This window comes from Rhodoferax sp. GW821-FHT07F03 (assembly GCF_059418745.1).
Genome location: NZ_JBWKQM010000001.1, coordinates 1 through 25,418, shown reverse-complemented (window position 1 = coordinate 25,418; position 25,418 = coordinate 1). Strand labels below are relative to the sequence as shown.

The window sequence follows — 25,418 nt, the reverse complement described above, 5'->3', positions numbered from 1 at the left end:
GCTGCTCCAGATAAATTACTTGTTGCGCGTACCAACCACTTCGATTTCAACGCGGCGGTTCTTGGCGCGGCCTTCAGCAGTCTTGTTGTCTGCCACAGGTTGCTTCTCGCCCTTGCCTTCGGTGTAAACGCGGTTCTTTTCGATGCCGTTAGACACCAAGTAAGCCTTCACGGCTTCGGAACGACGAACCGACAGCTTTTGGTTGTAAGCATCGCTGCCCACGGAGTCGGTGTGACCCACGGCAATAATCACTTCCAGGTTGATGCCCTTGACCTTGCTGACCAGATCGTCCAGCTTAGCCTTGCCTTCTGGCTTCAGTACAGACTTGTTGAAGTCAAAGAAGGCATCAGCAGCGTAGGTTACCTTTTCAGCAACCATAGGAGCTGGAACCACGGCAGCAGCAGGAGCTGGTGCGGGAGCAGCAGCAGGAGCTGGTGCGGGAGCAGCAGCAGGAGCTGGTGCAGCAGCAGGAACAATAGCGCCATCGCAGCCAGGAGCAGCCGTTGCAGGCGTCCAGTTGGCATCGCGCCAGCACAGTTCATTCGTGCCATTCTTCCAGACCAGCTCGTTCGTGCCGTTCTTCCAATTGTCAACAGACTGCGCACCAGCGGCGGTCACAAGCGCTGCGGAGGCAAACAACATCGCCACTTTGTTTAATTTCTTCATGGTTCTCCTCTGGGGGAAAAAGCTGCAGCAGCGCTGCAATAAGGGACGCCTGCAGTGACCATCACTGCAAACGTTCGTTGAATTGTGCCACACGCGTAAGGGGAAACGAGTAGGACAACAGGCTATCGCGAAGCCAGGCATGCGCGCACCGCGTATGTGTTGCTGCGTAGCGACAGTCACTTGGCCGTAAAATCCCATACTTCCTCTCGCACCACGTTTGCACTCCATGACCCAGTTCGCCAAAGAAACCCTGCCCATCAGTCTTGAAGAGGAAATGCGCCGGAGTTACCTCGACTACGCGATGAGTGTGATTGTGGGCCGTGCCCTGCCCGATGCTCGCGATGGCCTCAAGCCCGTGCACCGCCGGGTATTGTTTGCCATGCATGAGCTGAACAACGACTGGAATCGCGCTTATAAGAAGTCGGCACGTATCGTCGGCGACGTGATTGGTAAGTACCACCCGCACGGCGACAGCGCGGTCTATGAAACCATCGTCCGCATGGCTCAGGACTTTTCGCTGCGCCATATGCTGGTCGATGGCCAGGGTAATTTCGGCTCAGTGGACGGCGACAACGCGGCCGCCATGCGTTACACCGAAATTCGCATGTCCAAGATCGCCCACGAACTGCTGGCGGATCTGGACAAAGAAACGGTAGATTTCGGCCCCAACTACGATGGCAGCGAGCAAGAGCCGCTGGTCATGCCGGCCCGCTTCCCTAACTTATTAGTGAATGGCTCGTCTGGCATTGCCGTGGGTATGGCGACCAATATCCCGCCGCACAATTTGAATGAAGTGGTAGATGGCTGCCTGCACCTGCTGCGCAACCCGCAGGCCAGCGTGGACGAGCTGATGGAAATCATTCCCGCGCCCGACTTCCCTACCGCCGGCATCATTTACGGTATCAACGGCGTAAAAGACGGCTACCGCACCGGCCGTGGCCGCGTGGTGATGCGCGCCAAGTGCCACTTTGAAGATATCGATAAGGGCCAGCGCCAAGCCATCATCGTGGACGAGCTGCCCTACCAGTGCAACAAGAAAACCTTGCAAGAACGCATGGCTGAGCTGGTACACGAGAAGAAGATTGAAGGCATCAGCCACATCCAGGACGAGTCGGACAAGTCCGGTATGCGCCTGGTGATTGAGCTCAAACGCGGCGAAGTTCCTGAAGTTGTTTTAAACAACCTTTACAAACAGACACAACTCCAAGACACCTTCGGCATGAATATGGTGGCCTTGGTGAACGGCCAGCCCAAGCTGTGCAACCTGAAAGACCTGATCGAAGTCTTCCTGGAGCACCGCCGCGAAGTCGTCACCCGCCGCACCATCTTCAACCTGCGCAAAGCCCGCGAACGCGGCCATGTACTGGAAGGCCTGGCGGTCGCCCTGGCCAATATCGACGACTTCATTGCCATCATCCGCAATGCGCCTACGCCACCTGTCGCCAAGCTGGAGCTGATGGCCAAGCCTTGGGACAGCAAACTGGTGCGTGAAATGCTGACCCGCACCCGCGCCGACGGCGGCATGGTGAATGTCGACGACTACCGTCCGGACGGCCTGGACAAAGAACTGGGCATGGGCAAGGACGGCCTGTACCGTTTGTCCGAAGTGCAAGCCCAAGAAATCCTGCAGATGCGTCTGCAGCGCCTGACGGGCCTGGAACAAGACAAAATCGTTGCCGAATACAAAGAGGTGATGTCCGAGATTGAAGATTTCCTGGACATCCTGGCCAAGCCAGAACGCGTGTCCGCCATCATTGGCGAAGAACTGACAGCGATCAAACTGGAATTCGGCCAAACCAAGATCGGCGCACGCCGCAGCCTGGTCGAGCACAGCTCATTCGACCTGAGCACCGAAGACCTGATTACCCCCACCGACATGGTCGTGACCCTGTCGCACAGCGGCTATATCAAGAGCCAACCGCTCTCTGAATACCGGGCACAAAAGCGTGGTGGACGCGGCAAACAAGCCACTGCCACCAAAGAAGACGACTGGGTCGATCAACTGTTCATCGCCAACACACACGACTACATCCTGTGCTTCTCGAACCGAGGCCGCCTGTACTGGCTCAAGGTCTGGGAAGTACCGCAGGGTTCGCGTGGTTCACGTGGCCGTCCCATCGTCAATATGTTCCCGCTGCAGGACGGAGAGAAGATCAACGTCGTACTGGCGCTAACCGGCGCCGCGCGCAAATTCCCCGCCGACCAATACGTCTTCATGTCCACCAGCATGGGTACGGTCAAGAAGACCCCATTGGAAGATTTCAGCAACCCACGCAAGGCCGGCATCATTGCCGTGGACCTGGACCCGGGCGATTTCCTGATCGGCGCGGCGCTGACTGACGGCAAGCACGATGTGATGCTGTTCAGCGACGGTGGAAAGGCTGTGCGCTTTGACGAAAACGATGTGCGTCCCATGGGCCGCAATGCCCGCGGCGTGCGCGGCATGATGCTCGAAGAAGGCCAGACCGTCATCGCCATGCTGGTCGCCGAAGACGAGCAACAAAGTGTGCTGACCGCCACCCTGAACGGCTATGGCAAACGCACCAGCATCACCGAATACACCCGCCATGGCCGCGGCACCAAGGGCATGATTGCCATCCAGCAAAGCGAGCGCAACGGCCGTGTGGTCGCCGCGACGCTGGTGCATGCTGACGACGAAATCATGCTGATCACCGACAAGGGCGTGCTGGTGCGCACCCGCGTCAGCGAGATCCGCGAACTCGGCCGTGCCACCCAGGGCGTAACCCTGATCGGCCTGGACGAAGGCTCCAAGCTCAGCGGCCTCCAACGCATCGTCGAAAACGATGCGAATGTCGCGACTCCCGAAGCAGGCGAGGCAGATGCCGCCGGTGGTGGAGATGCGGCAGGCGACGAGACGCCCGAGGCATAAGCGCAGTCAACTATCAATTTAATAGCACCTCACACATATTAAATGTGCGTTGGAGGCCTATTTAACCTGTAAATCGCATGACCCGCCCATTCAACTTTTCAGCCGGCCCTGCGGCCATCCCCGAGGAAGTATTGACCCAGGCCGCCGCCGAAATGCTGGACTGGCATGGCAGTGGCATGGGTGTGATGGAGATGAGCCACCGCGGCAAAGAGTTTTTGTCGATCTACGCGCAGACCAAGGCCGACTTCCGCGCGCTGATGGCGGTGCCACCCGAATTCAAGATCCTCTTCATGCAAGGTGGCGGCCTGGGCGAAAACGCCATCGTGCCGCTGAACCTGTCGCGTGGCGGCGCCGTCGATTGCGTGGTCACCGGCAGCTGGAGCCAGAAGTCGCAAAAAGAGGCCCGTAAATACGCCCAGGTACATATCGCCGCCAGCGGCGAAGCCCAGGGCTACACCAGCCTACCCACCCCTACCAGCTGGCAGCTCAACGCCGATGCCCAGTACGTGCACATCTGCAGCAATGAAACCATAGACGGCGTCGAATTCCATACCCTGCCTGACCTCCAGGCCCTGGGCAGCAAGGCCCCGCTGGTGGTGGACTTCTCGTCCCATGTGGCCTCGCGTCCCGTGGACTGGAGCAAGGTCGGCTTGGCCTTTGGCGGCGCCCAGAAGAACCTAGGCCCCGCAGGCCTGACCGTGGTGGTCGTGCGTGAAGACCTGCTAGGCCATGCACTGCCCATCTGCCCCAGCGCATTCAACTACGCGACCGTGGCCGAGAACCAGTCCATGTTCAACACCCCACCCACCTACGCCATTTATATGGCGGGCCTGGTATTCCAGTGGCTGAAGCGGCAGACCGAAAACGGCCTGCACGGCATCGAAGCCATGGAACAACGCAACATCGCCAAGGCCGAGCTGCTATACCGCAGCATCGACCAGTCACAGCTGTACTTCAACAAGGTAGACCCCAGCTGCCGCTCACGCATGAACGTGCCTTTCTTCCTGCGCGATGAAAGCCGCAACGATGCCTTCCTGGAAGGCGCCAAGGCACGCGGCTTGCTTCAGCTCAAAGGCCACAAATCGGTCGGCGGCATGCGCGCCAGCATCTACAACGCCATGCCGCTGGCCGGCGTGCAGGCGCTGGTGGACTATATGCACGCATTCGAGAAAGCCCAAGCCTGATCCATGACTGCCGCCACACCCGCTTCTGCCCCTCTGGACCTAGCCGATCTGCGCGTCAAGATTGACCAAATCGACCAGGAACTTCTGTCACTGCTGAACCGCCGGGCACTGGTGGCCGAGCAGGTCGGTGAGGTCAAACGCCGCGAAGGCTCCCCCTTCTTCCGGCCCGACCGTGTGGCGCAGGTAATCGAAAAGATCCAGCACGCCAATACCGGCCCGCTGAAGAACACGCATGTGGCCGCCGTTTGGCGCGAAATCATGTCCGCCTGTCTGGCGCTCGAAGCACCGCAACGCGTCGCCGTGCTGGGCCCTGAAGGCACTTTCACCGAACAAGCCGCCATCGAATTCTTTGGCAGCGCCGCCGAGCTGCTGTACTGCGCCAACTTTGACGAAGTCTTCCACGCTACGGCCGCAGGCACTACCCAGTACGGCGTGGTGGCGATTGAAAACTCCACCGAAGGCATGGTTGCGCGCTCTCTCGACCTGTTCCTGCACTCCCCGGTACATGTCGTGGGTGAAGTCAGCCTGCTGGTACGCCACAACCTGCTGCGCCAGGTGAACTCGCGCGACGACATCGAAGTCGTCATGGCCCACCCCCAGGCTCTGGCCCAGTGCCAGGGCTGGCTGACCCAGCATCTGCCGCATGTCGAGCGTCGCGCGGTCTCCAGCAATGCCGAGGGTGCCCGCCTGGCCGCCGCCAACCCAACCTGGGCAGCCTTGGCGAGCGAGCGAGCCGCCTCCCAGTTTGGCCTGCATATCGTGTCCCATGCGGTGCAGGACGATGCGTACAACCGCACCCGCTTTGCCGTCATCTGCCTGCCCCAGACCCTGGCTACGCCGCCCGCGTCCGGCAAAGACTGCACCAGTTTGGTGGTATCCGTGCCCAACAAGCCTGGCGCCATGCACGATTTACTGGTGCCGCTGAAGACCAACGGCGTATCCATGACGCGCTTCGAATCGCGCCCGGCCCGCACCGGCCAATGGGACTACTATTTCTATATCGATCTGGACGGCCACCCCTCCCAGCCCCATGTCGCCAAAGCCTTGAAAGAATTGCACGCCCTGTGTGCGTTCTACAAGGTGCTGGGCACCTACCCCGTCGGTCCATAAGCGAGGCGCAACATGTTTGAACAACTGGGACTGATAGGCTGCGGCCTGATGGGCGGCTCCTTTGCCCTGGCCATGAAAAAGGCCGGCCTGGTCCAGCGCGTGGTGGGTTACAGCAAGTCCCCCTCCACCACCAGCCGCGCCCGCCAACTGGGCGTGATCGACGTGGAAGCGCCGTCTGCCCTGCTGGCCGTTTCCGGTGCCGACATCGTCCTGCTGGCCGTACCAGTAGCAGCCACAGAAGCCACTTTCAAATCCATCAAGCATCTGATCACACCCAACACCCTGGTGATGGATGTGGGCTCAACCAAGCGCGATGTGGTGGATGCAGCGCGCCGCGCGCTGAAGGAGCAAGTCGGCTCCTTCGTCCCGGCGCACCCCATCACCGGCAAGGAAGTGTCGGGCGTGGAGTTTGCCGACCCCTATTTGTACAGCGGCAAAAACGTCATCCTCACGCCTATCGAACGCACCCTCACCAAGCAATTGGCCCGCGCCCACGAAGTCTGGACAGCGCTGGACTGCAATGTGCTGCAAATGTCACCCGAGTCGCATGACGCCACGTTTGCTGCTGTCAGCCACCTGCCGCATCTGATCGCGTTCGCGATGATGCACGGCCTGGTGTCCCAAGCCCAGGGCCAGGAATACCTGGCACTGGCTGGCCCGGGCTTCCGTGACTTCACCCGCATTGCCGCATCGGATCCGCATATGTGGCGCGATATTCTGCTGGCCAACAAGGAAGAACTGCTGGCCCAGTCCCGCATCTTCCAGCGCACCCTGCAGACCATGGAAACCATGATCACCAACAACGACGCGGACGCGCTGGTCAGCATGCTGGAGCATGCCAGCGACAGCCGCGCCGACTGGAGCATGGCCTCCATGAAACAGAAAACCTGATGTTCGCAACCGCCTTCCTAGACCTCCCCCCACTGGACAGCGCCACCGGTACCGTCGTACTCCCTGGCTCCAAAAGCATCTCCAACCGGGTTTTGCTGCTAGCCGCACTCAGCGGCGGCACCACCCGGGTTCACGACCTGCTGGACTCGGACGACACCCGCGTCATGCTGGACGCGCTTGGCAAACTGGGCTGCGGCATCCGACACAGCGGCAATACGGTCGAAATCGACGGACTCGCCGGCCAACTCAGCGCCCGGCAGGCCGATCTGTTCATGGGCAACGCCGGTACCGCCATCCGGCCGCTGACAGCAGCACTGGCCGTGCTGGGTGGCGACTTCCGCCTGCACGGCGTGCCGCGCATGCACGAACGCCCCATCGGCGACCTCGTCGATGCACTGCGCCAACTAGGCTGCCAGATCGATTACACCGGCCAGGACGGCTATCCACCTCTGCGCATTGGCCAGCCCCAGCTGCAACTGGGCGCGCCGATACGCGTGCGTGGCGATGTCTCCAGCCAGTTCCTGACTGCGCTGCTGATGGCGCTGCCCTTGGTCGCCCAGCAGAACGTGGTGATAGACGTGGTGGGCGAACTGATCTCCAAGCCCTACATCGAGATCACACTGAACCTGTTGACGCGCTTTGGCATCAACGTGCAACGCGAGGGCTGGTCCCGCTTCACCATCCCGGCCGGCAGCCGCTACCAATCGCCGGGCGACATCCATGTCGAGGCAGACGCCTCGTCTGCTAGTTATTTCATAGCGCTTGGCGCAATTGCTGCCAGCGCTGGCGGCCGAATTCGCATTGAAGGTGTCGGCGCTGCATCGATCCAGGGCGATATCCGCTTTATCGACGCCGCCCAGCAAATGGGAGCGCAGATCACCAGTGGTCCCAACTGGCTGGAAGTCAGCCGTGGCAGTTGGCCACTGAAGGCCATTGAGCTGGACTGCAACCACATCCCCGACGCCGCCATGACCCTGGCCGTCATGGCGCTCTACGCCGACGGCACCACCACGCTGCGCAATATCGCCAGCTGGCGCGTCAAGGAAACCGATCGCATCGCTGCCATGGCGACCGAGTTGCGCAAACTCGGCGCCACCGTAGACGAAGGCGCGGACTACATCCGCGTCACGCCACCCGCAACGGTTGCCGACTGGAAGGCCGCCAGCATCCATACCTACGATGACCATCGGGTGGCGATGTGCTTCTCGCTGACCGCCTTCAACCCGGCGAAGCTGCCGGTGCGCATCGAAGACCCTAAGTGCGTGGCCAAAACCTTCCCCGACTACTTCGAGGCCATGCTGGCGCTATCACAGACCGCTACAGCCCACATCCCGGTGGTCTGCATCGACGGGCCGACCGCCTCGGGCAAAGGCACGGTCGCAGCGGCTCTTGCCGCCAAGCTGGGTTACCACTTCCTGGATTCGGGCGCCATGTACCGAATCACCGCGCTGGCGGCTTTACGTGCGGGGCTGAGCATCACCCCGACCGACGAAGCTGCTATCGCCACCCTAGCCCAAACCCTGCCGGTTCGCTTTGACGCTGGCAAAGTATGGCTGGGCAAGGACGATGTATCAGAGGCGATACGCACCGAAGAAGCCGGCATGAACGCGTCCAAAGTTTCGGCCTTGCCCTCGGTACGGCTCGCCCTGGTGGACCTGCAGCACAGTTTCCAGCGCTTGCCGGGCCTGGTTGCCGACGGGCGCGATATGGGTACGGTGATCTTTCCGCAGGCCCCGCTCAAGGTGTATCTCACCGCCACTGCCGCCCGACGCGCCGAGCGGCGGCATAAGCAGTTGATTTCAAAGGGAATTTCAACTACACTCGAAGACCTTCGTGCTGATTTGGAAGCGCGCGACGCCCGGGACTCGTCCCGCAGCACCGCACCTCTCAAGCCAGCGCAAGACGCACTGCTACTGGACAACTCCGAAATGACCATCGAAACCTCGGTGGACCAGGTATTGGACTGGTGGCAGAGCAAACAACCGTTTCGGGCCGCCTGAAACGGTATTTTTAGGCCCACTTGGCCGCCACCGCGCCGCAGGCGTACTGGCTGAGTGGTTTTTAACCTTGTAACCCCGGTGGTCACACGACCGCCACACCGCCACGGCAGACCCCACGCAGGTGCAATCCCGCACCCGTATACCCCTGTTCCGTGGACTAGGAAACACATGTCAGAATCATTTGCAGACCTCTTCGCCGAATCGCTAACCCGCACGGAAACGCGCATTGGTGAAGTCGTCACCGCCGAAGTCATCCGTATCGAACACAGCTTCGTGGTTGTCAACGCTGGCCTCAAGTCCGAAGCCTACGTGCCGCTGGAAGAGTTCAAGACCGACAAGGGCGAAGTTGAAGTCCAAGTTGGCGAATTCATTTCGGTCGCCATCGTTGCCATCGAAAACGGCTACGGCGACACCATCGTCAGCCGCGACACCGCCAAGCGCCTGGCTTCCTGGATGTCCCTGGAGAAATCCCTGGAATCCGGCGAATTCGTCACCGGCACCACCTCCGGCAAGGTCAAGGGCGGCCTGACCGTTCTGGTCAACGGCATCCGCGCATTCCTGCCCGGTTCGCTGATCGACACCCGCCCCATCAAGGACTTGTCTCCCTACGAGAACAAGACCATGGAATTCAAGGTCATCAAGCTGGACCGCAAGCGCAACAACGTGGTGCTGTCGCGCCGTGCTGTGGTGGAAGCCTCCATGGGCGAAGAACGCGCCAAGCTGATGGAAACCCTGAAAGAAGGTTCCGTGGTGCACGGCGTGGTCAAGAACATCACCGAATACGGTGCGTTCGTGGACCTGGGCGGCATCGACGGCCTGCTGCACATCACCGACATGGCATGGCGCCGCGTTCGCCACCCATCGGAAGTGGTGACGGCTGGTCAGGAAATCACCGCCAAGATCCTCAAGTTCGACACCGAAAAGAACCGTGTGTCCTTGGGTCTGAAACAAATGGGCGACGATCCATGGATGGGCGTGAACCGCCGCTACCCACAATCGACCCGTCTGTTCGGCAAGATCACCAACATCGCCGACTACGGTGCATTCGTGGAACTCGAACCCGGCATCGAAGGCCTGGTGCACGTTTCCGAAATGGACTGGACCAACAAGAACATCGCTCCCGCCAAGCTGGTTTCGCTGGGCGACGAAGTCGAAGTCATGGTTCTGGAAATCGACGAAGACAAGCGCCGCATCAGCCTGGGCATGAAGCAGTGCAAGGCCAACCCATGGCAAGAATTCGCGCAAGACACCAAGCGTGGCGACCGCGTCAAGGGCCCGATCAAGTCGATCACCGACTTCGGCGTGTTCGTGGGCCTGGCTGCCGGTATCGACGGCCTGGTGCATTTGTCTGATCTGTCTTGGAACGAAACCGGCGAAGCCGCCGTGCGTAACTACAAGAAGGGCCAAGAAGTCGAAGCCATCGTGTTGGCCGTGGACGTGGACCGTGAACGCATCTCGCTGGGTATCAAACAGCTGGACAGCGATCCATTCACCACCTTCACCACCATCAACGACAAGGGCCAAACCGTTACCGGTAAGGTCAAGACCGTGGATGCCCGTGGCGCTGAAATCGACCTGGGTGAAGACATCATCGGTTACCTGCGCGCTTCCGAAATCAGCCGTGACCGCGTCGAAGACGCACGTAACGTGCTGAAAGAAGGCGACGAAGTTACCGCTGTGGTGGTCAATGTGGATCGCAAGACCCGCAACATCCAGCTGTCCATCAAAGCCAAGGACGCTGCCGACCAAGGCGAAGCCATGGCTGCTTTGAGCCAAGCTTCTGCACGTGAAAACGCCGGCACCACCAGCCTGGGCGCCCTGCTGCGCGCCAAGCTGGACAACAACAATTAATTTGTTGCTGATATAGCCTAGTGCCACAAGCCGATCCGACTCGCAGGGGCGAGCGGGTCGGCTTGTTTCACTCTTGAGCAGGACTTATGCAATGCCTTCTACAGGCACACCCCTTACCGAAGGCATTGCATAACTCCGACTAACGTCCTTTTCCATGACCCGATCCGACCTTGTTGAAGAACTGGCCGCCCGTTTCAGCCAACTCACCCACCGCGATGCAGAGCACGCCGTCAAGACCATTCTGGATGCGGTCAGCGATGCCTTGGTGCGCGGGCACCGGGTTGAGATTCGTGGCTTTGGCAGCTTCTCCATCAACCGCCGGGCACCGCGCATAGGCCGCAACCCCCGCAATGGCGAGAGCGTCTCCATTCCCGAAAAGCGCGTGCCCCATTTCAAACCCGGCAAGGCTCTGCGCGAGGCGGTAGACCTGCGCACTGCAGAACTGGAAGCCCGAGACCGGCGCGAAGCCCGGGATTGACGGGCGCAGATCGCTAGAATGTTCTGAAGAGGAAGGACTCCCATGAAGAACCTGGCCAGGCTGCTTAAGTGGTTACTTAAAGCAGCCATTTTTTTTACCCTGTTTGCGTTTGCCCTGAATAACCAACAAGACGCCACCGTGCATTTCTTCTTCGGTACGCAATGGCGCGCCCCCATGGTGCTACTGGTGCTGAGCGCCTTTGCCGCAGGCCTGGCGCTGGGCATACTGGGTATGGTGCCGCGTTGGTGGAAACACCGCGTCGTCGCCAAGAAGGCACAGCAGCCCCAACCGCCCCTGCCCACCAGCACAGCGACCGAAACCTCCCGTACGGAACCCTCATCCCCACCCCATGGACTTTGATCTCAGCTGGATATTGCTTGGCTTTCCGATTGCGTTTGTACTGGGCTGGCTTGCCTCTCGGTTCGACTTTCGGCAGCTACGGGTAGAAAACCGACTCGCCCCCAAAGCCTATTTCAAGGGCCTGAACTACCTGCTCAATGAGCAACAGGACCAGGCTATCGACGCCTTCATCGAAGCCGTTCAAAAGGACCCCGACACCTCCGAACTGCACTTCGCGCTGGGCAACCTGTTTCGCCGACGTGGCGAATACGAGCGTGCCGTGCGGGTGCACGAACATCTGCTGTCGCGCGGCGACCTGAGCGCCGCCGACCGCGACCGCGCCCAGCACGCACTGGCGCTGGATTTCCTCAAAGCTGGCTTGCTGGACCGGGCCGAGACCGCGCTGCGCAAGCTGGAAGGCACCGATTTCGAAGCCCGCAGCCGCCTGGCCTTGCTGGCGATCTACGAGCGCTCACGCGACTGGGCCGACGCTTCCGAGATCGCTCATAAGCTAGAAACCGCTGGCCAGGGCAGCTTCAGCGGTCGCCAATCGCACTACCTGTGCGAACAGGCCGCGGCCCAGCCCGAGGCTGCCCAGGGTTTGCTGGAAAAAGCAATCGCCATCGCCCCCCAAGCCGCCCGCCCGCGCATCGACCTGGCCATCCTGCAACACCAGGCAGGCCAGTTGGATGAAGCCTTCAAAACCCTTCAAGCGCTTTCCGAATCTGCGCCAGCAGCTATACCTTTGGTAGCAGAAAGAATTGCCACCATCGCCGCCGCCGCCGGGCTCACCGACCCGGCCCTTGCGCTGCTCGAGAGCAGCTACGCCCAAAGCGCCTCGCTGGACGTGTTGCAGGCCATTCTGGGCCTGCAAGTGCGCTCCGGCACGCCGATGACCGAGGTGCGCATGCGCTACCTGAAGCACTTGGAGCGCGAACAGTCGCTGGTCGCTGTCGCACGCTGGATTGCAGGGGAAAAGCTGGAGCACGAAGAGTTTCATCCGCAGATCCAGCGCGCCCTGGACCACGCCGCCAGTCCCATGAAACGCTACCGTTGTGCTGCCTGCGGTTTTGAGGCGAAACAGCATTTCTGGCAATGCCCGGGCTGCCAGGCCTGGGATAGTTATCCAGCAAGGCGCGTGGAAGAGCTGTAAACAAAACAATATGACCAAACTCTTGACACTTTCCCGTGAAAAAATCTCCCAGGCACAAGTGCTGGTCGTGGGCGACGCCATGCTGGACCGCTACTGGTACGGCGCAGTAGACCGTATCAGCCCTGAAGCACCGGTACCGGTGGTGCGGGTCACGCGCGAAGAAGAGCGCGTGGGCGGTGCTGCCAACGTGGCCTCCAACATCGTTAGCCTGGGCGCACAGTCCTCGCTGCTCACCGTAGTGGGTGACGACGAGGCCAGCCACAGGCTGGAAGCGCTAGTGGCAAAGACCGGTATCCGAACCCATTTCGGCCGCGACCCGCAGCTGCAAACCACGGTCAAGCTGCGCGTCATCGGCCGCCAGCAGCAGCTGATACGGGTGGACTTTGAAAACACCCCCAAAAGCGAAATCCTGGCCTCACAGTCCGCCAGCTTTGCCACCCTGCTACCGACCCACCAGGCCGTGCTGTTTTCCGACTACGGCAAGGGCGGCCTGGCCCATGTGGGCGACATGATTGCGCTGGCGCGCACGCAGGGTAAAAGCATTCTGATCGACCCCAAGGGTTCGGACTACTCCCGCTACAGCCAGGCCACGGTAATTACCCCCAACCGCGCCGAGCTACAACAGGTGGTGGGCAGCTGGAACAGCGAGGAAGAGCTGCGCACCAAGTCGCAGAATCTGCGCCAGCAGCTGCAGCTGGAGGCCTTGCTGGTCACGCGCAGCGAAGAAGGCATGACGCTGTACGATGATCAAGGCGAGCTGCACGTGAGTGCCCAGGCCCGCGAGGTATTCGACGTGACCGGCGCCGGCGACACCGTGATCGCCACCCTGGCGGCCCTGGTCGCGGCCGGCCTGAGCCTGCGCGAAGCCATGCCCCTGGCCAACCGCGCTGGCGGCGTGGTCGTAGGCAAATTCGGCACCGCCACCGTCAGCTACGACGAACTTTTTTCCGCCGTTTAAGAGGATTCCCACCATGACCCGCATCGTCGTTACCGGAGCCGCCGGCTTCATCGGCAGCAACATCGTCAAAGGCCTGAATGCACGTGGCATCACCGACATCATCGCGGTAGATGACCTGACGCAGGGTGACAAATACCGCAACCTGGCCGACCTGCAGATTGCCGACTACGTGGATGCCGACACCTTCTACTCCCGCTTCGCCCAGGAGGCCTATGGCCGCGTGGATACGGTATTCCATGAAGGCGCTTGCAGCGACACCATGGAGATGAACGGCAAGTACATGATGGACAACAACTACCGTGTGTCCTGCGACCTGTTTGCCGCCTGCCAGGCCCAGGGTACGCGCCTGCTGTATGCATCTTCGGCGGCCACCTATGGCGGCTCGGCTTCCTTCATCGAAACGCCGGAGTTCGAACGTCCGTTGAATGTGTACGGCTACTCCAAGCTCCTGTTTGACCAGCGCATGCGCCTAGCCTGCGACCCGGATTTCAAGCGCTCGCACAGCCAGGTGGTGGGTTTCCGCTACTTCAACGTCTACGGCCCGCGCGAGCAGCACAAGGGCCGCATGGCCAGCGTTGCCTTCCACCAGTTCAACCAGTTCCAGGCCGACGGCAAGGTCAAGCTGTTTGGCGAATACGGTGGCTATGCACCTGGTGCCCAGCTGCGCGACTTTGTGTTCGTGGACGACGTGGTGGCCGTCAACCTGTGGTTCTTCGACCACCCTGACCAGTCCGGCATCTTCAACCTGGGCACCGGCAAGGCCCAGCCCTTCAACGACGTGGCCCACGCCGTCATCAATGCCCTGCGCGCCCATGTCCAGCAGCCGGCACTCAGCCTGGCCGACGCGGTGACTGGTGGTCAGCTGGAATACGTGGCCTTTCCAGACGCCTTGCGCGGCAAGTACCAGTGCTATACCCAGGCCGACCTCACAGCGCTACGCAGCACCGGCTGTGACCACGTGTTTGCCGATGTGCACACTGGCGTCACACGCTACGTGCAAAGTCTGCTGCAAGCCTGAGCCCATGTACGCCACATCGGTACCGGTATTCCAGCGTTATCTGGGCCAACTGGCCCAGATGCTAGAGCGGGCCGAAACTTCGGGGCTGGACCCGCAGCGTTTGCTGCAGGCGCGGCTGGCGCCCGATATGCTGCCCCTGTCGCTGCAGGTTGAAATCGCCACCAACTTCGCCGTGCGAGCCTGCGCCCCGTTGGCAGGGCTGGAAGTGCCGCCATTCGGCGAACCCGGCCACTCGTTTGCCGCGCTGCACGCACGGATTACCCGGGCCCAGCAGTTTCTGGCGGCGTTGAGCCCAGCGCAAATGGCCGACAGCGCCCAGCGCATCTGCACCGACCAGGCCGGCCAAGCCACGCTGACGCTGCCCGGCGAGGTTTTTCTATCGCAGTACGCGTTGCCTAATTTCTTCTTCCACCTGAGCAGTGCCTACGCCCTGCTGCGCCAGCAAGGAGTCCGGCTGGGCAAGGCGGATTTCGATGGCTGGCACGTGTACTGAACCACGCTAGCACGCAGATCAGGACATGAACATCCCACCGTCCACGTTAACGGTCTGGCCCGTGATGTAAGCCGCATCGTCCGAGGCAAAGAAGCTGACCAGTCCAGCCACATCTTCCCCCGTGCCCGCGCGGCCCATGGGGATGGCCGCTACCCACTCGGCCATCAGCTCACCGGGCTGGTAGTCGCCCATCAGCTTGCCCCAGGCCGCATCGTTGTAGGCCCACATATCGGTGGTGATGATGCCCGGGCAAAAAGCATTCACAGTGATGCCCGTCTTGGCCAGTTCCTTGGCCAGGCTCTGGGTGATGCCCACCACACCAAACTTGCTGGCAGCGTAGTGCGGGGTGAAGATAAAGCCTTGGCGCGCCTGGCCCGAGGCCGTATTGATCAAGCGCCCCTTCTTGCCTGCAGCACGCATGCGTACCGCAGCTTCTTGGCAGCAGAGAAACACGCCCTTGGTGTTCACGGCCATGACCTTGTCCCACTCGGCTTCGGTCAAGTCCTCCAGCCGGGCCACCGTGATGACACCGGCGTTCTGTACAGAAACATCCACCTCACCCAGCTCGCGCGCCACCTGTTCGTACATAGCCTTGACCTGCACCTTGTCCGTGACATCCAGCACCACGGATATGGCTTGGGCACCGGCATCCCGCAAGGCTTGGCCAGTTTCGTGCACCAGGGCCTCATTCGCGGCCACGCAGATGCGCGCACCCTCGCGGGCAAAGCGCTCGGCAATACTCTTGCCTATGCCCCGGCTACCGCCGGTTACAACCACCACTTTGTCTTGGAATCTAAGGGACATATCCAGCACCTACCAGCAGACAAAACCGCCGTCGACGATCAGGTCCACACCGGTGCAGAACGAGGCCGCCTTGCCGGACAGGAACACTGCGGGGCCGACCATTTCGTCCACCGTAGCCATGCGGCCCAGGGGCGTGTCGCGCTCAAAAATCTTGCGCTGCTCGGCCACTTCGGGTCGGGCATTCATGGGTGTCATGGTGTAGCCGGGGCTGATGCTGTTGACACGCAAGCCGCGGTCGCTCCACTCCATGGCCAGGCTCTTGCTGAGGTGGATCACCGCCGCCTTGGAGCTGTTGTAGTGCGCCTGCAGCAGCCCCCGATTCACGATGCTGCCCGACATGGACGCGATATTGACGATGCTGCCCCGGCGGCGCGGCAGCATCACGCGCGCCTGGGCCTGGCAGGACAAGAACACGCCCTCCACGTTGATTTGCATCATGCGCTGCCACTGCTCTATGGGCATATCTTCCGCAGCGGTCGCGTTGGCGATGCCAGCGCAATTGACCGCCACCGTCAGCGCACCCAGATCCTTCTCGGTCGCGGCCACGGCTGCCTGCACATCTTCGGCCCGCGTGACATTCCCTTCCAACGCTAGCGCGCGCCGACCCAAAGCTTGGATGCGCTCCACCGTAGACGACAAGCCGGCACTACCCGCCAAATCCAGGCAGGCCACATCCGCGCCCGCTTCGGCCAGCCCTACCGCGATACGCTGGCCAATGCCGCTCCCCGCTCCGGTAACAAAAGCCACGTCGCCGCGCAATTCAAACAAGTCCATACATGCTCCTGTGCAGTATTGCCGGCTCTATGGTCGGCAAGGTTAAGGTTGGTCCAGCAGTTGCTGGGCCGTGTGTAAATCGGTAATCAAAGTGGTCAGCCAGCCGCCACGCAAGGCAGCGCGTATGGCTTCGAACTTGCGCGCACCGCCGGCCACGCCGATGCGGCGGCGCGTGCGGCGGATCTGGTCTATGCCTATGCCCAGTACACGCTCGCCAAACGGCGTGGTCACGTGCTTGCCATCGGCGTCGAAGAACTGCATGCAGACATCGCCCACGGCGCCCGCATCGCGCAGATCGGCCAGGTCTTGCTCGGTAAACACGTTGCCGCTCTCGCGCAGCATGCGCGACGGCGGAATGGCACCTATGCCCAGCAACAGGGCCGACAAATCGTCGAAACGCTCCAGGGCCTGGCGGCAGGTTGGGTCGCTCAGCATGGCGTTCTTGGCTTCCACGGTGCTGACCACGCCGGGCGCATTCATGAAGATGGCTTCGGCCTTGGACAGCTGCGCCAGCCGCTCCGTCAACCGGGTGGCAAATACCTGCGCCCCCGCAAAGCCCACACCGCCCAGCACCTGCACGATGCTGCGCGTATGGCCTGGACCGGCAGGCCGCATCACATTGACGGCTGCCAGCAGACTGGAACTCCAGGACGACACGCCGATAGCGCCAAAGGTCGGCACCATCAGCTCCAGATAGCGGGCAGTGGGGCCGGCCAGGGCCAGATTGGTACGCTCATCGTCTTGTACGTCGGCTTCCTCGGCCTCGACCACGATGACTTCGTCCAGCCCGTAATGCGTTTCCAGACGCTCCTCCAGATCGGCATGCACGCCCTCGGGCACATGGACGGTGATGCGCACAATGCCCAACTCCTCGGCCTGCTTGAGTAAACGCGATACCCGCGTCTGCGACAGGCCGAGCTGCTCTGCAATGCGCGGCTGCCCGATGCCGCGTTGGTAGTACATGCTAGCGATCCGGGTGATAAGACGCTGCAGGTCGTGGGAGCCATATTGATGTTTTGCCATGGCGCGGATTATCTCTATGCCTCTCAGGAGACCGCCAGCTCCATAACCCGGGAGGGCGTTGCCTCGGCACGGCTCAGCACCCCTTGGTTCTCGCCCCGCGCCAGCACCACCACACGGTGCGCCAGGCCCAACACCTCGTCCAGATCGGAGCTGACCACCACCACGGCCATGCCGGCCCGCGCCAGCTCAGCAATCACTTCATAAATAGCGGCCCGTGCGCCCACGTCGATACCGCGTGTGGGCTCGTCCAGAATGATGATCTTGGGGTCGTGCGCCACCCATTTGGCGATCACCACCTTTTGCTGGTTGCCGCCCGACATGCTGCTGGCCGGCAACTTGGGCTGGCCCTTCACGCCCAGGCGCTGGATCAGCTTGCGCGCGAACTCTGCGGTGCGTGCGGGTTGCAACCAGCCGCTGGGTGCCACGCGGTCCAGGTTGTTGTACAGCAGGTTATCCTCGATGCTGTGGGGCAGCACCAGGCCCAGCGCCTTGCGGTCGTCGGGCACCAGCACCAGGTGGGCGCGGATCGCGTCCATGGGGCTGCGCATCACGATGGGCTTGCCGTCAATTTCTATGCTGCCCTGGGCAATGGGGTCTATACCCACCACGGCCCGCATCAGCTCGGTACGGCCCGCGCCCACGATGCCGGCAAAGCCCAGCACCTCACCGGCACGCACTTCAAACGATATATTCTTGAAACGGCCATTCGGCGCGTGCAGATTGCGCACCGCCAGCGCCACCGCCGCATCCGGTCCAGGTGCTGGAATGGAAGGAAACAGCCGGTCTACACTGCGCCCCACCATGTCGCGCACCAGCTGCGCGGTAGGTACCTGTGCCGTGGCATGGGTGGCGACCTGCACCCCATCGCGCAACACCAGAATGCGGTCGGCAATGCGCGCAATCTCGGCCAGCCGGTGGCTCACATAGATGAACGAAACGCCCTCCGCCTTCAGGCGATGGATCTGCTCGAACAGGCGGTCCGTTTCCTTGTCGCCTAGCGCGGCCGTGGGCTCGTCCAGAATCAGCAGTTTGGCGTTCAAGGTCAACGCCTTGGCAATCTCCACCTGCTGCTGTGCGGCCACGCTCAGGGTGCCGACTTTTTGGGTGGCGGGTACATCCAAGCCCAGGCGCTGCAACTGCACCTGGGCGCGCTGGACCATACCGTCGCGGTCGATGCGCCCGCCCTTCATGGGCAGGCGACCGACAAAAATATTCTCCGCAATCGTCAACTCGGGCAGCAGGCGCATTTCCTGGTGGATCAGGCCAATGCCCACATGCAGCGCATCCACAGGTGCCTGCGGCGCATAGGCCTGGCCTTGCCAGAACATGCTGCCACCCGCGTCCGGTTGCACCACCCCGGCAATCACCGACGACAGCGTGGACTTGCCTGCGCCGTTCTCGCCCAGCAAGGCCAGCAACTCGCCGGGCTGCACCTGCAGATTCACCCCGCGCAACACAGTGGTCGGGCCATAGGTTTTGCCGATGTTGTGCAGGACCAGGCCGGTAGAGGTATCGACGGAGGTGTCTGCTGAAGACGCAAGGGTGCTCATGGATGTACCAGGGGAAATAAATGCACGGCAGACGCCAGGCCCCGTCCGAGGACGAGAGCCTGGCGTACCCGCCTGATTAAGGATGTGCCTTCAGGAACTCTTCCACATTGGCTTGGGTGGTGACCTTGGCATCGGTAGGTTGGTCCTTGGGCACGGCCTTGCCTGCGATCAGGCTGGTGGCGGCATCCACCGCCATGCGGCCCATGTTGAAGGTCTGCTGCGTGGCCGTGGCATCCAGCGAGCCGCTTTGCACGGCCTTCAGGCCGCCCACATCACCGTCAAACCCGACGACCCAGATCTTTTGCGGCAGCTTGGCCAGCTTGACCGCTTGCGATGCACCCAGGGCAATGCCATCGGCCTGCCCCAGGATGACATTGATGGAAGGGTCGCGCTGCAGCATGTCCTGGGCGATCTTGGCGCCTTCATCGGCCGACCAGCGCTCGGTCCACTGCTCTTGCTTGACCTTCAGGCCGCATTTGTCCAGGCCCTGCTTGAAGCCCTTGGTGCGGTCCACTTCCGGCGTGGTGCCGCGCTGGCCGTGGATCATCACCACCGTGCCCTTGCCACCGGTCTTGTCGCAGACCATTTCGCCCAGTGCCTTGGTGGCGGCAACCGACTGGCCGTAGATGAAGGTGTCGCCAGGCGCGCCTTCGGCGTTGCGGTCCACGTTGATGACCGGGATGCCCGCAGCGCGCGCGGCCTTCACCGGCACGGTAGCGGCGGTGGCACCGGCGGGAATGTAGATCAACGCGTCGATCTTTTGCGTGATCAGATCCTGGATCTGGTTCACCTGGGTGGTGGCGTCGCCCTTGGCGTCCACGGTGATGACCTTGTAACCCTTTTCCTTGCCGTAGGTTTCGACAGACTGCTTGATCATGTTGAAGAACTCTGCCTGCAGATTGGCCACGGCCAGGCCGATTTTCTTTTCCTGCGCAAAAGCGGCGTTGGATGCGACGAGGGATGCGGCCACACCGGCGGCGATGGCGATTTGCTTGAACTTAAACATGTTTGCTCCTAGATGATGTATTTGTAATTGCGGTCGGTTCCATCACGGCGCCACCAGACCATGCGGCGTCGGCTCAAGGGTTGAAAGGTGTATGAATGGCGTTGGGCGGTAGGTCCTCCTCTGTGCGGCGCTAGCCAATGCGGCGTTTGTTGGAATCCACCGCCACCGCCAGGACAATCACCCCGCCGATGACCACTTGCTGCACGAAGGGCGATACGCCCAGCAGGTTCAAGCCGTTGCGCAGCACCCCGATAGTCAGCACGCCCATCAGCGTGCCCCAGATGGTGCCCACACCGCCGGACAGACTGGCGCCGCCAATCACCACGGCTGCAATCGTGTCCAGCTCGTAACCCAGGCCGCCGCTGGGCTGGGAAGAATCCAGCCGCGTGGACATCACCGCGCCGGCCAGACCGGCCAGCAGGCCGCACACGGTATAGACCGCCAACGTCACCTTGCGCACCGGAATACCGGCCAGTCGCGCCACCTCGGCGCTGCCGCCAATCGCATACAGGGACCGCCCGGCGGCGCGGTATTTCATGAAGATGGCAGCCGCAATGGTCAACACAATGAACAGCCCCACCGTGATCGACAGAAAGCCGAAGTAGCGGTTGATCGACATGGCCGAGAACCAGTCGGGGTAGCCCACGATCTGCGAGCCGTCGGTCACCATATTCGCCAGGCCACGGCAGATGGACATGGTGGCCAGCGTGGCGATAAAAGCCGGCAGGCGTGCATGGGTGATCAGCAGGCCCGAGCCCAACCCGCAGATCGCGCCCATGCCCAGCGCCGCCAGGATGGCAATCGGCATGGGTATGCCCACCACGTTCGACAGCCAGCCCATCACCATCATCGACAAGGCCAGCACCGAGCCCACCGATAGGTCGATGCCGCCGATCACGATCACCGCCGTCATGCCCAGCGCCATGATGCCCAGCACCGTCAGCTGGTCCAACACATTCAGCAGGTTACGGAAGGAAAAGAAGGTGTCTGTCGCCAACGACAACGCCACGCACAGCACCAGCAGGCTCAGCTCGGGGCCGTGGTCCACCAGCGTGCGCGCCCAATGGACACGGTGCTGCGGTGCGACGGTCGGGCGGGCCTTGTCAGGGCCGGCCGGGTTAGAAAGATCAATAGCCAAGATGCCTCCGGAAGATGGGCGTGAAATTGTGAAAACCTGGGTTCAGCCGCGCAGCCGTGCACGCGCCACCGCATGCGACCAGTTGCGCCGGTTGGTCACCACCTCAGCCGCGGCCAGGGTGGACGGCACATCGTTTTGCGCGCGGGCCAGGGCCTTCAAGCCCGCCCAGTCCCACACGCCCGCCTGCAGCCCGGCCAGATGCGCCACGCCCAGGGCCGAGAGCTCGGGATCGGCGCACTGCACTACCGGGCGGGCGATATAGCCGGCCAGCATGTCCAGCAGGCGCGGGTTGCGCGAGGGGCCACCGTCCAGATACAGCTTGCGCATGCCGGGCACGCTCTGGTCCATGGCATCGATCACATCGGCTACCTGGTGCGCAATGGATTCCAACCCGGCCGCCAGCAGTGTGGATTTACCGGCGCTCAGCGTCAGGCCACTGACCAGGCCCACGGCCTGCGTATCCCACCAGGGTGCGCCCAGGCCGTTGAAGCCGGGCACCAAGCAGACGCCATTGCTGGCACTGCGGCTGGCCAACTCCACCGCATCGTCCAGCGGCACCTCGAACAGATCGGCCAGCCAGCGCAGCGTCGCACCGGCGGCGCGGATATTGCCCTCCAGAGCCTGTACCGGGCCCTGGCCGGCGTCCCAGGCAATCGTGAGGCACATGCCGGGGTGGTGCGCCGCGCCGCTGGGTGCCAGCGCCATCACCGATGAGCCGGTACCGAGCGTGGCTTTCACCTGCCCAGGCTCGAAGCCGCCGTGCGCAAATAGCGCCGAATGCGAGTCGGCCATGACCGACAACACCGGCACGCCTTCCAGCGCGGGATGCAATTTGTCCGCCGTGGCGAACGCTCCACGCGACGCATGGACACGCGGTAGCAACTGGCGTGGAATGCCGAACAGCGCCAGCAAATCCGCATCCCAGTCGCCGGTATGCACGTTCAGCAGCTGGGTGCGGGATGCATTGCCCACCTCGGTCACAAAGTCTGCGCCCAGGCGTCCCAGCAAATAGGCGTCCACCGTTCCGGCGCACCAGTTGCCCGAGCGGGCCTGCTCGCGCTGCGGATCGAACTCGTCCAATAGCCAAGCCAATTTGAGTGCGGAAAACATCGGGTCCAGCGGCAGGCCGGAGCGCTCGCGCACCATTTTTTCGACAGCATCGGTGCTCAAACGGTCGCGCAGTGCCACCGTGCGCTGGTCTTGCCAGCTCAGCAACGGGGTTACGGCCCGGCCATCGCTGCGCTGCCAGACCAGGGCTGACTCGCGCTGCGTGCTGATGCCCACACCGGCCACCTGCACGCCGGGAACTTGGGCCAGGCAGGCCTGCACCGCCTGCAGCACGCTCTGCCAGATTTCCTCGGCGTCCTGCTCCACCCAGCCGGGTAGCGGCAGGTATTCGGACAAGGGCGCGGTCGCCTTTGCCACCATGCGGCCAGCTGCATCCACCAAGATGCATTTGGTGGCGCTGGTGCCCTGGTCGATCGCCAAAATATGCGCAGCCATATATCAACCTTTATCAGCCTTTGCGTGCAGCCACCAAAGCCCGGGCTTGCGTGGCAATGCCCTCGGCGGTCAGGCCGAAATGCTGCAACAGGAAGCTGGTGCTGCCCGTGGGCGCAAAACCCGGCACGCCCATGATGCGCACCGGCACCGGGTGGTTCTGCACCACCAGCTCGGCCACGGCGCCCCCCAGGCCGCCATGCACAATGCCCTCTTCCACCGTGACGATGGCGCCGGTTTCACGGGCTGCGCGCAGCACGGCCTCGTTGTCCAGCGGTTTGACCGACGACGCGTTGATCACCCGCGCCGTAATGCCTTCGCGGCCGAGTTGTTCTGCGGCTTCTAGCGCGCGCGAGACCATGGTGCCGATGGCGATCAGGGTCACGTCCTTGCCTTCATGCAAGGTCGCGGATTTGCCCAGCACAAAGTCCTGCCCATCGGGCATCACCGCCGGCACTTTATAGCGGCCGATGCGCAGGAAGGCCGGGCCGCCCGAAGCGACGAACCAGCGCAGGGCAGCCCGCGTTTCCGCCGGGTCGGCCGGCACGATCACCGGCAGGTCGCCGATAGCACGTATCCAGGCCAAATCTTCGATGGAGTGGTGGGTAGGACCCAGCTCGCCGTAGGCCATGCCGGGGCTCATGCCGCACAGCGCCACGGGAAAGTTGCTGTACGCCACGTCGGCCTTGATCTGCTCCAGCGCACGGCCGGTCAGGAACGGAGACGCTGCGCATACGAATGGCAGAAAGCCGCCATTCGCCAGGCCAGCGGCCACGCCCACCATGTTCTGCTCGGCAATGCCGACGTTGACCAGGCGGTCCGGAAACTCCTTCTTGAAAGCCCCCAGGTTGCTGGAGCCCACCGAGTCGTTGCACACGGCAACGATGCGCTTGTCGGTGCGCGCCAGGGCCGCCAATTCTTCGGCAAAGGCCACACGGCAATCGAATGTGCCGGCGACGCTGTTGTCTTCTTTACTCATTGATCCAACTCCTGCAAGGCTGCTTCATATTGCGCTGTGCTGGGCACTTTATGGTGCCATTCCACGCCGTTTTCCATGAAAGAGACACCCTTGCCTTTGACGGTGTTGGCGATGACGAAACGCGGTTGTCCGGGGTGTGGGGCGGTCAGGGCGGCCAGCAACTCGGCATGGTTGTGGCCGTCTACCGTCACCACATCCCAGCCAAAGGCACGCCACTTGTCGGCCAGCGGCTCCAGCTCGTTGGTGTCGGCCGTGGTTGCGCCCTGCTGCAGGCGGTTGCGGTCCACCACGGCGGTCAGCGAACCCAAACCTCGGTGGGCGGCACACATGGCGGCTTCCCAGTTGCTGCCCTCCTGCAGCTCGCCGTCGCCCAAGATGACGTAGGTACGCCAGTCCTGCTGGGCGATTTGCGCAGCCGAGGCGCAGCCCACCGCCACCGGCAGGCCGTGGCCTAGCGGGCCGGTATTGGTTTCGACGCCGGGGATTTTTTGCCGGTTCGGATGGCCATTCAACGGCGACAGATTGGCCATGAAATGCTGCAAACGGTCGGGCGAGAAAAAGCCGCAGGCCGCCAGCGTGGAATACAAGGCCGCCGCGCAGTGACCCTTGCTCAGGATGAAACGGTCGCGCTCGGCCCACTGGGGCAGTGCCGGGGCGATGCGCAGCACGGCCTCGAACAAGGTGGTCAGCACATCGGTCACCGAGAAGTCACCGCCGATATGGCCCAGGCCGGCGCCATGGATCATGTGCAGCACCTGGCGGCGCGTGGCGCGACTGGCCTCGGCCAGCAAAAGTGCCTGCTGCGCGGGCGAAGTCGCCGCCGCAAAGCGCGCACGCCGAGCCTGCCAGGCTTCAAGAGAAGAATGGTCCACGACAAGCGCTTGCGCTGGATCCTGGTTTGACTGTTCTTGCATATTTATTCATGTGTGAATTTATAGTTTTAATTGTAGAAAGGATTTGGAATGCAGGTATCAGGGTTTTCACCCGGAGGCCGCCAGATCGCGGCAATACAGCATCCCAACCAGGTGCTTACGACACTACAGTGGCAACTCTGCAGATTTACACCCCACCCCAAGCGCTATGTAATCTATAGCTTCCTGCGCAGGTACTATCTGCGCTAGAAGCCCATTTGACTCATAACCTGAGAGGTCTAGCAATGGATACGTTCACCACCCTGGCCAGCATCCTGGCCGTGCTGTTCATCGGCGTAATCAGCCCCGGCCCCAGCTTTGTGCTGGTGGCCCGCACGGCGATTGGCAACTCGCGCGCAGCCGGCGTGGCGTCGGCGCTAGGCATGGCGGCTGGGGCCTGTGTGCTGTGCATCGTGGCGCTGCTGGGACTCCATGCGGTGCTGCAGCAGGTGCCGCTGGCTTATTGGGGACTGAAGCTGGCGGGCGGCATCTATCTGCTGTATCTGGCCTACAAGATCTGGCAAGGCGCCAAGACGCCGCTGGTGCTGGCCGATGGCGCGCCACCCAGCGCTGCGGGCTGGCTGCGGCACTTTGTGATTGGCGCCGGCACCATGGTCAGCAACCCTAAGAACCTGTTCAAAATCTTTTGAGCAGCAGAGCCAGGAATGCTAAATGAATGAACTGCAAGGTGGTGTTCAAAAG

The 25,418-nt window shown here is 62.1% G+C and carries 23 protein-coding genes; 13 read left to right on the top strand and 10 right to left on the bottom strand.

Going from position 1 to position 25,418, the window contains the following annotated elements:
• Positions 1 to 15 precede the first annotated feature (15 nt).
• Positions 16 to 666, bottom strand: coding sequence for an outer membrane protein OmpA (gene ompA, locus AC07R0_RS00115; protein ID WP_495074746.1), 651 nt, complete (start codon positions 664 to 666; stop codon positions 16 to 18).
• Positions 667 to 892: 226 nt separating this feature from the next.
• On the opposite strand from ompA, the gene gyrA reads away from it, so the two are divergent.
• The 12 genes from gyrA (at position 893) to AC07R0_RS00055 (ending at position 15,031) form a co-directional block, all read left to right on the top strand.
• Positions 893 to 3,556 carry a DNA gyrase subunit A gene (gyrA, locus tag AC07R0_RS00110; RefSeq protein WP_495074747.1) on the top strand — a complete coding sequence of 888 codons (2,664 nt, stop codon included), beginning with the start codon at positions 893 to 895 and terminating at the stop codon, positions 3,554 to 3,556.
• A 77-nt stretch (positions 3,557 to 3,633) separates the two neighbouring features.
• A complete protein-coding gene (serC, locus tag AC07R0_RS00105; RefSeq protein ID WP_495074748.1) occupies positions 3,634 to 4,740 on the top strand; it encodes a 3-phosphoserine/phosphohydroxythreonine transaminase in 1,107 nt (368 codons plus the stop codon).
• Between the two features lie 3 nt (positions 4,741 to 4,743).
• A complete protein-coding gene (gene pheA, locus AC07R0_RS00100) occupies positions 4,744 to 5,850 on the top strand; it encodes a prephenate dehydratase (RefSeq protein WP_495074749.1) in 1,107 nt (368 codons plus the stop codon).
• Between the two features lie 12 nt (positions 5,851 to 5,862).
• On the top strand, positions 5,863 to 6,741 hold the full coding sequence (locus AC07R0_RS00095; RefSeq protein WP_490590425.1) for a prephenate dehydrogenase: 879 nt from the start codon (positions 5,863 to 5,865) through the stop codon (positions 6,739 to 6,741).
• Positions 6,741 to 8,741 carry a bifunctional 3-phosphoshikimate 1-carboxyvinyltransferase/cytidylate kinase gene (locus AC07R0_RS00090; RefSeq protein WP_495103298.1) on the top strand — a complete coding sequence of 667 codons (2,001 nt, stop codon included), beginning with the start codon at positions 6,741 to 6,743 and terminating at the stop codon, positions 8,739 to 8,741. The genes AC07R0_RS00095 and AC07R0_RS00090 overlap by 1 nt, the downstream gene beginning before the upstream one ends.
• Positions 8,742 to 8,909: 168 nt before the next feature.
• Positions 8,910 to 10,592 (top strand): 30S ribosomal protein S1, encoded by a 1,683-nt coding sequence (gene rpsA / locus AC07R0_RS00085; RefSeq protein WP_490590427.1) that lies wholly within the window; start codon positions 8,910 to 8,912, stop codon positions 10,590 to 10,592.
• Between the two features lie 154 nt (positions 10,593 to 10,746).
• On the top strand, positions 10,747 to 11,070 hold the full coding sequence (locus tag AC07R0_RS00080; RefSeq protein WP_490590428.1) for an integration host factor subunit beta: 324 nt from the start codon (positions 10,747 to 10,749) through the stop codon (positions 11,068 to 11,070).
• Positions 11,071 to 11,112: 42 nt separating this feature from the next.
• The gene (locus AC07R0_RS00075) at positions 11,113 to 11,430 is read left to right on the top strand and encodes a LapA family protein (protein WP_495074752.1); all 318 of its coding nucleotides are present in this window, start codon (positions 11,113 to 11,115) and stop codon (positions 11,428 to 11,430) included.
• Entirely contained in the window at positions 11,420 to 12,562 is a 1,143-nt protein-coding gene (gene lapB / locus AC07R0_RS00070; protein ID WP_495103297.1) for a lipopolysaccharide assembly protein LapB, read from the top strand. Before AC07R0_RS00075 ends, lapB begins: the two co-directional genes overlap by 11 nt.
• Positions 12,563 to 12,572: 10 nt before the next feature.
• Entirely contained in the window at positions 12,573 to 13,520 is a 948-nt protein-coding gene (gene rfaE1 / locus AC07R0_RS00065; RefSeq protein WP_495074754.1) for a D-glycero-beta-D-manno-heptose-7-phosphate kinase, read from the top strand.
• A 13-nt stretch (positions 13,521 to 13,533) separates the two neighbouring features.
• Positions 13,534 to 14,538, top strand: a complete 1,005-nt coding sequence (gene rfaD, locus AC07R0_RS00060) for an ADP-glyceromanno-heptose 6-epimerase (RefSeq protein WP_495103296.1) — start codon at positions 13,534 to 13,536, stop codon at positions 14,536 to 14,538.
• Between the two features lie 4 nt (positions 14,539 to 14,542).
• Positions 14,543 to 15,031: a DUF1993 domain-containing protein gene (locus AC07R0_RS00055; RefSeq protein ID WP_495099140.1), complete on the top strand. Its 489-nt coding sequence runs from the start codon at positions 14,543 to 14,545 to the stop codon at positions 15,029 to 15,031.
• Positions 15,032 to 15,049: 18 nt separating this feature from the next.
• On the opposite strand, the gene AC07R0_RS00050 is transcribed toward AC07R0_RS00055, so the two are convergent.
• From AC07R0_RS00050 to AC07R0_RS00010, 9 genes are all read right to left on the bottom strand, one after another.
• Positions 15,050 to 15,835 (bottom strand): SDR family oxidoreductase, encoded by a 786-nt coding sequence (locus tag AC07R0_RS00050; protein WP_495074757.1) that lies wholly within the window; start codon positions 15,833 to 15,835, stop codon positions 15,050 to 15,052.
• 9 nt (positions 15,836 to 15,844) lie between these two features.
• Complete coding sequence (locus AC07R0_RS00045; protein WP_495103295.1) at positions 15,845 to 16,609, bottom strand: SDR family oxidoreductase; 765 nt, start codon at positions 16,607 to 16,609, stop codon at positions 15,845 to 15,847.
• A gap of 42 nt (positions 16,610 to 16,651) precedes the next feature.
• Complete coding sequence (locus AC07R0_RS00040) at positions 16,652 to 17,632, bottom strand: sugar-binding transcriptional regulator (protein ID WP_495103294.1); 981 nt, start codon at positions 17,630 to 17,632, stop codon at positions 16,652 to 16,654.
• A gap of 23 nt (positions 17,633 to 17,655) precedes the next feature.
• A complete protein-coding gene (locus AC07R0_RS00035) occupies positions 17,656 to 19,182 on the bottom strand; it encodes a sugar ABC transporter ATP-binding protein (protein ID WP_495103293.1) in 1,527 nt (508 codons plus the stop codon).
• Between the two features lie 76 nt (positions 19,183 to 19,258).
• Positions 19,259 to 20,188 carry a sugar ABC transporter substrate-binding protein gene (locus AC07R0_RS00030; protein ID WP_116604708.1) on the bottom strand — a complete coding sequence of 310 codons (930 nt, stop codon included), beginning with the start codon at positions 20,186 to 20,188 and terminating at the stop codon, positions 19,259 to 19,261.
• A 130-nt stretch (positions 20,189 to 20,318) separates the two neighbouring features.
• Positions 20,319 to 21,326: an ABC transporter permease gene (locus AC07R0_RS00025; protein WP_315232518.1), complete on the bottom strand. Its 1,008-nt coding sequence runs from the start codon at positions 21,324 to 21,326 to the stop codon at positions 20,319 to 20,321.
• A 42-nt stretch (positions 21,327 to 21,368) separates the two neighbouring features.
• A complete protein-coding gene (locus AC07R0_RS00020) occupies positions 21,369 to 22,829 on the bottom strand; it encodes an FGGY-family carbohydrate kinase (protein ID WP_495103292.1) in 1,461 nt (486 codons plus the stop codon).
• Positions 22,830 to 22,842: 13 nt separating this feature from the next.
• Positions 22,843 to 23,805, bottom strand: coding sequence for a transketolase family protein (locus AC07R0_RS00015; RefSeq protein ID WP_116604710.1), 963 nt, complete (start codon positions 23,803 to 23,805; stop codon positions 22,843 to 22,845).
• The gene (locus tag AC07R0_RS00010; RefSeq protein ID WP_495103291.1) at positions 23,802 to 24,677 is read right to left on the bottom strand and encodes a transketolase; all 876 of its coding nucleotides are present in this window, start codon (positions 24,675 to 24,677) and stop codon (positions 23,802 to 23,804) included. The genes AC07R0_RS00015 and AC07R0_RS00010 overlap by 4 nt, the downstream gene beginning before the upstream one ends.
• Positions 24,678 to 24,961: 284 nt before the next feature.
• Between AC07R0_RS00010 and AC07R0_RS00005 the strand changes: the two genes are divergently transcribed.
• Positions 24,962 to 25,366 carry a LysE family translocator gene (locus AC07R0_RS00005; protein ID WP_495103290.1) on the top strand — a complete coding sequence of 135 codons (405 nt, stop codon included), beginning with the start codon at positions 24,962 to 24,964 and terminating at the stop codon, positions 25,364 to 25,366.
• Positions 25,367 to 25,418 lie beyond the last annotated feature (52 nt).

Excerpts from the sequence above, each read along its gene's own strand:
- ompA (WP_495074746.1), bottom strand. The coding sequence starts at position 666 with ATGAAGAAATTAAACAAAGTGGCGATGTTGTTTGCCTCCGCAGCGCTT.
- gyrA (WP_495074747.1), top strand. The coding sequence starts at position 893 with ATGACCCAGTTCGCCAAAGAAACCCTGCCCATCAGTCTTGAAGAGGAA.
- serC (WP_495074748.1), top strand. The coding sequence starts at position 3,634 with ATGACCCGCCCATTCAACTTTTCAGCCGGCCCTGCGGCCATCCCCGAG.
- pheA (WP_495074749.1), top strand. The coding sequence starts at position 4,744 with ATGACTGCCGCCACACCCGCTTCTGCCCCTCTGGACCTAGCCGATCTG.
- AC07R0_RS00095 (WP_490590425.1), top strand. The coding sequence starts at position 5,863 with ATGTTTGAACAACTGGGACTGATAGGCTGCGGCCTGATGGGCGGCTCC.
- AC07R0_RS00090 (WP_495103298.1), top strand. The coding sequence starts at position 6,741 with ATGTTCGCAACCGCCTTCCTAGACCTCCCCCCACTGGACAGCGCCACC.
- rpsA (WP_490590427.1), top strand. The coding sequence starts at position 8,910 with ATGTCAGAATCATTTGCAGACCTCTTCGCCGAATCGCTAACCCGCACG.
- AC07R0_RS00080 (WP_490590428.1), top strand. The coding sequence starts at position 10,747 with ATGACCCGATCCGACCTTGTTGAAGAACTGGCCGCCCGTTTCAGCCAA.
- AC07R0_RS00075 (WP_495074752.1), top strand. The coding sequence starts at position 11,113 with ATGAAGAACCTGGCCAGGCTGCTTAAGTGGTTACTTAAAGCAGCCATT.
- lapB (WP_495103297.1), top strand. The coding sequence starts at position 11,420 with ATGGACTTTGATCTCAGCTGGATATTGCTTGGCTTTCCGATTGCGTTT.
- rfaE1 (WP_495074754.1), top strand. The coding sequence starts at position 12,573 with ATGACCAAACTCTTGACACTTTCCCGTGAAAAAATCTCCCAGGCACAA.
- rfaD (WP_495103296.1), top strand. The coding sequence starts at position 13,534 with ATGACCCGCATCGTCGTTACCGGAGCCGCCGGCTTCATCGGCAGCAAC.
- AC07R0_RS00055 (WP_495099140.1), top strand. The coding sequence starts at position 14,543 with ATGTACGCCACATCGGTACCGGTATTCCAGCGTTATCTGGGCCAACTG.
- AC07R0_RS00050 (WP_495074757.1), bottom strand. The coding sequence starts at position 15,835 with ATGTCCCTTAGATTCCAAGACAAAGTGGTGGTTGTAACCGGCGGTAGC.
- AC07R0_RS00045 (WP_495103295.1), bottom strand. The coding sequence starts at position 16,609 with ATGGACTTGTTTGAATTGCGCGGCGACGTGGCTTTTGTTACCGGAGCG.
- AC07R0_RS00040 (WP_495103294.1), bottom strand. The coding sequence starts at position 17,632 with ATGGCAAAACATCAATATGGCTCCCACGACCTGCAGCGTCTTATCACC.
- AC07R0_RS00035 (WP_495103293.1), bottom strand. The coding sequence starts at position 19,182 with ATGAGCACCCTTGCGTCTTCAGCAGACACCTCCGTCGATACCTCTACC.
- AC07R0_RS00030 (WP_116604708.1), bottom strand. The coding sequence starts at position 20,188 with ATGTTTAAGTTCAAGCAAATCGCCATCGCCGCCGGTGTGGCCGCATCC.
- AC07R0_RS00020 (WP_495103292.1), bottom strand. The coding sequence starts at position 22,829 with ATGGCTGCGCATATTTTGGCGATCGACCAGGGCACCAGCGCCACCAAA.
- AC07R0_RS00015 (WP_116604710.1), bottom strand. The coding sequence starts at position 23,805 with ATGAGTAAAGAAGACAACAGCGTCGCCGGCACATTCGATTGCCGTGTG.
- AC07R0_RS00005 (WP_495103290.1), top strand. The coding sequence starts at position 24,962 with ATGGATACGTTCACCACCCTGGCCAGCATCCTGGCCGTGCTGTTCATC.